This is a genomic window from Bradyrhizobium sp. 1 (assembly GCF_023073315.1).
GTDB lineage: Bacteria > Pseudomonadota > Alphaproteobacteria > Rhizobiales > Xanthobacteraceae > Bradyrhizobium.
The window spans coordinates 606,287-613,947 of the sequence record NZ_JADPJH010000011.1; the positions used below are offsets into that span (position 1 = coordinate 606,287).

The 7,661-nt window shown below is 64.2% G+C and carries 8 protein-coding genes; 4 read left to right on the forward strand and 4 right to left on the reverse strand.

Features of this window, described 5'->3' with window-relative positions:
• Window positions 1–128: 128 nt before the first annotated feature.
• Together IVB29_RS08170 and IVB29_RS08175 are read left to right on the forward strand one after the other, a co-directional pair.
• The gene (locus tag IVB29_RS08170) at window positions 129–455 is read left to right on the forward strand and encodes a hypothetical protein (RefSeq protein ID WP_129267915.1); all 327 of its coding nucleotides are present in this window, start codon (window positions 129–131) and stop codon (window positions 453–455) included.
• A 113-nt stretch (window positions 456–568) separates the two neighbouring features.
• Window positions 569–1,255 carry a glutathione S-transferase family protein gene (locus IVB29_RS08175; protein ID WP_247502880.1) on the forward strand — a complete coding sequence of 229 codons (687 nt, stop codon included), beginning with the start codon at window positions 569–571 and terminating at the stop codon, window positions 1,253–1,255.
• Between the two features lie 58 nt (window positions 1,256–1,313).
• Here IVB29_RS08175 and IVB29_RS08180 read toward each other — a convergent pair whose 3' ends face one another.
• The 3 genes from IVB29_RS08180 to IVB29_RS08190 form a co-directional block, all read right to left on the reverse strand.
• Entirely contained in the window at window positions 1,314–3,323 is a 2,010-nt protein-coding gene (locus IVB29_RS08180; protein WP_247502881.1) for a HAMP domain-containing methyl-accepting chemotaxis protein, read from the reverse strand.
• Window positions 3,324–3,644: 321 nt separating this feature from the next.
• Window positions 3,645–3,770: a DUF1127 domain-containing protein gene (locus IVB29_RS08185; protein ID WP_247502882.1), complete on the reverse strand. Its 126-nt coding sequence runs from the start codon at window positions 3,768–3,770 to the stop codon at window positions 3,645–3,647.
• Between the two features lie 95 nt (window positions 3,771–3,865).
• On the reverse strand, window positions 3,866–4,309 hold the full coding sequence (locus IVB29_RS08190; protein ID WP_247502883.1) for a nuclear transport factor 2 family protein: 444 nt from the start codon (window positions 4,307–4,309) through the stop codon (window positions 3,866–3,868).
• Window positions 4,310–4,400: 91 nt separating this feature from the next.
• On the opposite strand from IVB29_RS08190, the gene IVB29_RS08195 reads away from it, so the two are divergent.
• Window positions 4,401–5,315, forward strand: a complete 915-nt coding sequence (locus tag IVB29_RS08195) for a LysR family transcriptional regulator (protein ID WP_247502884.1) — start codon at window positions 4,401–4,403, stop codon at window positions 5,313–5,315.
• 142 nt (window positions 5,316–5,457) lie between these two features.
• On the opposite strand, the gene IVB29_RS08200 is transcribed toward IVB29_RS08195, so the two are convergent.
• A complete protein-coding gene (locus tag IVB29_RS08200; protein ID WP_247502885.1) occupies window positions 5,458–6,078 on the reverse strand; it encodes a glutathione S-transferase family protein in 621 nt (206 codons plus the stop codon).
• Between the two features lie 128 nt (window positions 6,079–6,206).
• Between IVB29_RS08200 and IVB29_RS08205 the strand changes: the two genes are divergently transcribed.
• Window positions 6,207–7,487, forward strand: coding sequence for a flavin-dependent oxidoreductase (locus IVB29_RS08205; protein WP_247502886.1), 1,281 nt, complete (start codon window positions 6,207–6,209; stop codon window positions 7,485–7,487).
• Window positions 7,488–7,661: the final 174 nt, after the last annotated feature.

Below are 7,661 nucleotides of genomic sequence, written 5' to 3' on the forward strand. Positions count from 1 at the left end.
ACCATCTCTCCCGGCTTGAGCTTGATTTGGTGGGCACGCTTCGCTTTGCCCACCCTACGGCACCTTGAATGCCGCAGCCGCCGGGACTAGATTTCGCCGATCAGCCCCGTCCTGACCGGTTGGCTCCCATGCGACGACAGTCCGAGACATTGCTGTTGGTGCCGCTGCTGCCGATCTTCCTGCTCGGCATGTTTCCGATGTTCCTGATCGCGCTCCTGGGATTCTTCGGCCTCGCCCTCTTCGGTGTGCTGGTGGTCTGCGTCGGGCTTGCCAGCAGCAACGAGGCGCATGACAATTTCAATCACGACGTCATCGTGCACGGCTATCCGCGCGGATCGGAGCGCGCCGCGCGGACGTCCGACATGCATCTCGCCACTAAGCTCGGGCTGCGGCTGGAGGCGGTCGGCGCGGCGATGGTCATTACGGCGGCGATCGGCCTTTGTTACGCCGGCTGATCTGCGCTCCACGCAGATACCGCCCGGCAAACTCGCCGGTTGTGCTTTCAGCCAGGATGCGGGCAAGAGAGGTTCGCAGGCGGCAATGACGCTGCGTACTGGGGAGATGTGTGATGCTCAAATTCTATTTCAACGGATCGCCGAACCCGACCAAGGTCGCGCTTTATCTGGAAGAGGCCGGCCTGCCGTTCGAGCCGGTGAAGATCGACACCCGCAAGGGCGACCAGTTCGCGCCGGATTATCTGAAGATCAATCCGAACGCCAAGGTGCCGGCGATCGACGATAACGGCGCGATTGTTTTCGACAGCAACGCCATCCTGCTCTATCTCGCCGAGACCACCGGCAAATTCCTGCCCGCCGCGTCGTTGCGCGGCGAGACGCTGTCGTGGCTGATGTTCATCGCCACCGGCGTCGGGCCGTATTCGGGCCAGGCCGTGCACTTCAAGCATTTTGCGCCGAAGGACCAGAACCACGACTACGCCCACAACCGCTACCAGTACGAGACCGATCGCCACTACAGGATTCTCGACGCTCACCTCAAAGGCCGCAAATACATGGTCGGCGACAGCTATTCGATCGTCGACATGGCACTGTGGGGCTGGGCGCGGATGGTGCCGTTCAAGCTCGGCGACGACGCCTTTGCGCGCTACCCGAACGTGAAACGGCTGGTGGACGAGATCTCGGCGCGCCCGGCGGCGGCGCGCGCGATCGCGCTGAAGGACAAGTTCACCTTCAAGGCCGAGATGGACGACGAGGCGCGCGGCAACATGTTCAAGCACATGACGACCAAGGTCGCCTGATCGCACCAAGCTGCCGTCGAGGCCACGCGCACGCGCGTGGCCTTTTGCTTTTCGAGCCTCAGGCGGCGTGGACCGAGCTGAGGAATTTGGTGACCTCTTGCTTCAGGCGGTTGCTGTCTGAAGACAGCGAGCGCGCCGCCGAGAGCACCTGCGAGGAGGCCGAACCGGTTTCGGATGCCCCGCGCTGGACGTCGCCGATATTGGTCGAGACGCGCTGGGTGCCGTGAGCTGCCTGCTGGACGTTGCGGGAGATCTCCTGCGTCGCCGCGCCCTGCTGCTCCACGGCAGCGGCAACCGTCGACGAGATCTCCGACAGCCGCTCGATGGTGCCGCTGATCTCCCTGATGGCGCCGACCGATTGCTCGGTGGCGGCCTGGATGCTCGAAATCTGCTGGCCGATCTCGCCCGTCGCCTTCGCGGTCTGCTCCGCGAGCGCCTTGACCTCGGAGGCAACGACCGCAAAGCCGCGGCCGGCCTCGCCCGCACGCGCGGCCTCGATGGTCGCGTTCAGCGCGAGGAGATTGGTCTGGCCTGCGATGGTATTGATCAGCTCGACCACGTCGCCGATGCGCGCCGCCGCCTTGGAGAGTTCGCCGACGCGGTCGTTGGTCCGGCTCGCCTGCCCGACGGCGTCCCTGGCGATGCGGGCGGATTCCTGGACCTGTCGGGCGATCTCGCTGACCGAGGAGGACAGCTCCTCGGTCGCGGACGCCACGGCCTGGACGTTGGCGGTCGCTTCCTGCGACGCGGATGCCACTTCGTTGGACAGATCCTGGGCGCGCGTTGCGGTCGCGGTCAACGTGCCGGCGGACGCCTCGAGCTCGTTCGATGCCGACGACACGGTGTCGACGATCTCGCCAACGGCCTGCTCGAACTGGTCGGCGAGCTTGACCATGTCTTTCTTGCGGTCCTCGGCCTGCCGTGCCTCGACCTCGACCTGCTCGTGGCGCAGGCGCTCGGTGTCGATCATGTTGGTCTTGAACACCTCGATCGCCTTGGCCATGTCGCCGATCTCGTCGACCTTGCCGCGGCCGGGGATCTCGACCGCGAGATCGCCGCCGGCGAGCAGCCCCATCGCGCGCGTCATCGAGGTCAGCGGACCGACGATGCTGCGGGCGATCAGGAAGGCGACGATCAATCCGAACAGGGTGGCAAGGCCGCCCGCGATCTCCTGCACGGTGGTCGTGCCCTCGATCACGGCTTCGGCCTGGCTGCGCGACTCCTTGTAGTCCTTCTTCAGGGCACCTTCCGCGACCTTGAGCTTGGCGATGCTGTCGACGATGAGCGGCGCGAGGTTCTTGTGATAGATCTCGTCGGCCTGGAGCATCGCTGCCGACGTCGTCTCGAATGCGTTCTTGTAGATTCCGAGCGAGGTCTTCACCGGCGCGAGCGTGGCGCGCAATTCGGTCGCTTGCGGGCTCTTTTCGAGCGCCGCGAGCCGCTGCGACGCCCGGTCCACATTGGTTCTGAAGTTGGCGGGCCCCTTGACGTCGCGCAGGGCCAGGAAACGCCAGTTCGCGATCTGAACGAGAAGCAGCCTGGATTCGAGGTCGGCGACGAGGGAAGCGGTGTCTTCGTCGACAGCCGCACGCGCCACGTCGACCAGCTTGTTCATCTTGACGGTGAGCTCGTCACCGCTTGGCAGCAGCGTTGCCTTGCCGGTTCTCGCCTCGTTGACGGCATCGCCGAGATTGTCACGCAGGCTTCGCATTTTGGCGATGTCGGCGATCAGATCGTTGTAGAGCTTCCGCCGCTCCTCGGAGGCCGTGCCCTGCGCCCCCACCTTCAGCAGCTCGGTCGCCGCGGTCTCGCGCTCGGAGGCCTCCCTCATCGCGGGCTCGCTGGCATCGTAGACGTAGCGCAGATTGGCGCGCTGGATCGCCTGGAGATGGGTCGAGATCTCCAAAACCCGCGCCGTGCTGTCCGAAAACGCCGAAGCTTTTGCGACCTGCTCCTGCACGGACCGCAAATTCCAGATGGCAACCACCGCCATCACGAGACCAACCGCCACCAAGGCCATGAAGCCTGCGTACAGGCGTCCCCTGATCCGCAAACGAAACTTCGGCATTCCCACTGTCCACCCAGATCCACGCAAATTCGAGCGGCCGAACTCGTCCGGCTATCGTCACGGCCGCCTTCGCAGCCGCGAATCGCGTCTTTCGCGATCTACGCTGCACCGCGACACAATGGGGGACACTCGTTAATTGAACCTTCTGATTTTTCGCGCACATCTCAAGAAGCGCCCACAGAATCTGCTGATCTTCTATGCAGTTGCGCAAGGGTGCGGCGCGCGGCCGCATGCGGCATGCAAGCCGCTGCAAACGTCATCGTGTTGAAACGTTTGTCAGCCGCCTGCTGCAATTTGCCGAGCGCGGTGCCGGGTGCTTTCCTATTTTCGCCGGACCGGCTTCCTCAGTTCGTACGCGATCTCCGACCGCGTCATGCCGCAGTCCTGAAGCTCCCGCTCGCTCATGGCGGCGAGCTGAACCCGGGCTTGGGACAGTTTGCGCCGCATACGCACGATCTCCGCCAGTTTGCGCCAGATCGACGGGACCAACGCCGACCGGGGCGGACGGCACCGATCGGCAGACGAGATGCTACTCAAGCCGCTCAGCTCGCGGCCCTTACGGCCGCTTGCGGAAACGGACCGAGCGCCTTCTCGGTCAGGATCGAGTCGCAATACTCCCGGATCTCCTTGATCTTCCCGTTCTCGAGCCGGAAGACCAGGCAATAGTCGTTGTCGTAGCGCACGCCTTCGGGCGTGACGTTGTCGCCCTTGGCCTCGACCACGACGATGTCGCCGTCGGCGATGAAGCGGTGGGCGACCGTGCGGGTACGGTCGACCAGACGGGTGCGCACATAGGCATGCAGATCGTTGAGGATCGCCTCTTTACCGGTGAAAGTGCGCGACCAGGAATACTGGCCGGTCACGACCCATTTGGCATCTTCGGCAAGACTTGCGGTGAACAACGCGCGGTCGCGCGCGGCCGTATCCGGGCTGGCGGCGGCGGCAAAGATATCCTGCATCAGTTTCTTGTTGGCGCTCGCGCTCATGGCGGCATCTCCATTTGGTGGCAACACCGAGATGATCGCTGCGGAACGACAATTCTTCAAATCGATAGCAAGTATGATATCTATTCGCCTTATGAATTTGAATTCGCTCGACCTGAACCTACTGACCGCGCTCGATGCATTGCTGCGCGAGGCCAATGTCAGCCGCGCGGCCATGAGGATCGGCCTGTCGCAGCCGGCGACGAGCCACGCGCTCCAGCGCTTGCGCGACATCTTTGGCGACCCGCTGCTGGTGCGCACCGGCGCGCGGATGGAGCTGACGCCGCGGGCGCAGGCGCTGCGCGCGCCGCTGGCGCAGGCACTCGACCAGGTGCGCGGGTTGTTCGTGCCGGACGAGTTCGACGCCGCGCGTAGCGAGAGGCCATTCCGCCTGATGATGCCGGATCTCGCGGTCGAGTTGTTGATGCCGCCGCTGATGGAGAAGGTGACGCGCCTTGCGCCCAACGTCCGCATCGACGTCGTGCCGTGGCGTGGACCTGCGATCTTCCATGCCGAGTTCGCCCGCACCATCGATCTCGTGATCTCGATCGGCAATGCCTTCAAGGGCTTTCATCGCCAGCTGCTCTACACTGACAGCGACGCGCTGGCGGTGCGGCGCGGCCATCCCATGGGAGCGAAGCTGAAGCGGCGCGAAGTTTTCTTGGCCGCACGCCATGTCGGCGTGATCATCCGCGGCAACAGCGAGGATCTGATCGACACCTGGCTGCGCACCAAGGGCATCGAACGCCACATTTCCCTTGTCGTCTCAGGCTATCTCGAAGCGCTGCACGTCACCGCCCGCACCGACCTCGTCGCCTTCGTGCCGCGCCGGCTGATCGCGGCGCTGTCAAAGCAACTCGGCCTCGTGACGGTGACGCCGCCGCTCGATCCCGGGATCGACGAGCAGTTCATGTTCCATCCGACGCGGGCGCAGATGGACCCGGGCTCGATCTGGCTGCGGCGGCTGATGCTGGAGACGGGGCGGGAGCTGGAGAAGAAGGTTTCGTAGGGTGGGTTAGACCTGCGGCCGCGCAAAGCGCAGTCCGCTGGGCGTAACCCACCACTTCTGTCTCTGCGGAGATTAAAGAGGTGGGTCACGCCTCGCAGATCCGCTTCGCGCATCTGCGAGGCTAACCCACCCTACAAGTGCCTCACGCCTTCTGCGCGTCCATCACCTTGCGCACGGCCGGGCGATCCGACATGCGCTTGAAATGGTCGGCGATCTTCGGCGTGGCGTTGATGTCGACGCTGTCGCCTTCGAGCCAGGTCGAGAGTGTATAGAGATAGGGATCGCAGATCGTGAACTGATCGCCCATCACCCAGGGTCCCCTATACATCTTCTGCTCGATCAGGGCGAAGCAGGCGCCCATGGTCTTCGGGATCATCGCCTTCATGTCGGCGAACGAGCTCTCCTCGGTCGCCCAGCGCGCGCCGCGCATCTTGTGGGCATGGTTGATGTGCACGGTCGAGCAGAGATAGGAGTTGAACGACTGGACCTGCGCGAAATCGAAGGGATCGTCGAGCGGCGCGAGCTTCGCCTTGGGGAAGGTCTGTGCGAGATAGGCGAGCATCGCCGGCGTCTCGGTCAGGACGCCGCGATCCGTCACCAGCGCGGGCACGCGGCCCTTCGGGTTGATGGCGAGATAGTCCGCGCTGTTCTGCTGGTTGGTCTTGAAGCTCAGCCGCTCGGCCGCGTAGTCGGCGCCGGCCTCTTCCAGGGTGATGTAGGTGGCGAGCGCGCAGGTGCCGGTGGCGTAGTAGAGCTTGAGCATGTCGGACCTCATGGGAAAGCTGGAAATTAACGACTGTCGTCCCCCAGGTCCATAGCACGACTTTCTCTTCGCAGTTGCCCACATCTGCCCGCCTGTGCCAAGACGCTCGCAATTGGAGGGGGATTGTCATGACGGTACTCGTCGCCGGCGGCGGCATCGGCGGGCTGACGCTTGCGCTCAGCCTGCACGGAATCGGCGTTCCCGTAAAACTGTTCGAGAGCGTTGCCGAGCTGAAACCGCTCGGCGTCGGCATCAACGTGCTGCCGCATGCGGTGCGCGAGCTGATCGAGCTCGGCCTGATGGACAGGCTGGACGCCAGCGGCGTGCGCACCCGCGAGCTCGCCTATTTCTCCAAGCACGGCAAGCCGATCTGGAGCGAGCCGCGCGGGCTCGAAGCCGGCTACAAATGGCCGCAATTCTCGATCCATCGCGGCACGCTCCAGCAACTGCTGCTCGACACCGCGATCGAACGTCTCGGCCGCGACAACATCCTCACCAGCCATCATCTGACCGGATGGACCGAGACGCCTGATGGCGTGCGCGCCGACTTCATCGACAAGGCGACCGGCAAGGCTGCGGGGACCTACGACGGCACGATCCTGATCGCCGCCGACGGCATTCATTCCGCCGCGCGAGAAAAGCTCTATCCCAACGAAGGTCCGCCGATCTGGAACGGCCGCATCCTCTGGCGCGGCGTCACGCCGTCAAAAGCCTTCCTCACCGGCCGGACCATGATCATGGCCGGCCACGAAATCCTGAAATTCGTCTGCTACCCGATCTCGAAGGCGCCGGATGCGGCCGGCAATCATCTGATCAACTGGGTGGCGGAGCGGCACATGCCGCCGACCTATCAGTGGCGGCGCGAGGACTATAACCGCACCGCGCGGCTGGAAGAGTTTCTGCCCTGGTTCGAGAGCTGGCAGTTCGACTGGCTCGACGTGCCCGGCCTGATCAAGAACTGCCCGCACGCCTATGAATATCCGCTGGTCGATCGCGATCCGGTGTCGCAATGGACTTTTGGCAAGGTCACGCTGATGGGCGATGCCGCGCACCCGATGTATCCGATCGGCTCCAACGGCGCCTCACAGGCGATCCTCGATGCCCGCACCATCACCCGCGAGATCCTGGCGCACGGCCCGACGCAGGCCGCGCTGCTCGCCTATGAAGCCGAGCGGCGGCCGGTAACCACCAACCTCGTCCTGCTCAACCGCAAGAACGGCCCCGAGCAGGTGATGCAGCTCGTCGAGGAGCGCGCGCCTGACGGCTACGGCGTCGTCACGGATGTGCTGTCGCAGAAGGAGCTTGAGGACATCGCGGCGAACTACAAACGCGTGGCGGGGTTTCAGGTGGAAGCGCTGAACGCGAAGCCGGCGATTGTGAGTGGGGATGCGCGGCGCGCGGGGGTGTGAGTTTACTAAAGAGGCGAGATGCGCATTGATGTGCCCTCGCCCCTTGTGGGAGAGGGCAGTTCCGCTGGTGGACGCAAACTCACTTGGGTGAGGGGTTGCCTCCGAGCGCACATCTCTCGCAATTGAGTTCGCGGAGAGATACCCCTCATCCGGCGCTTCGCGCCACCTTCTCCC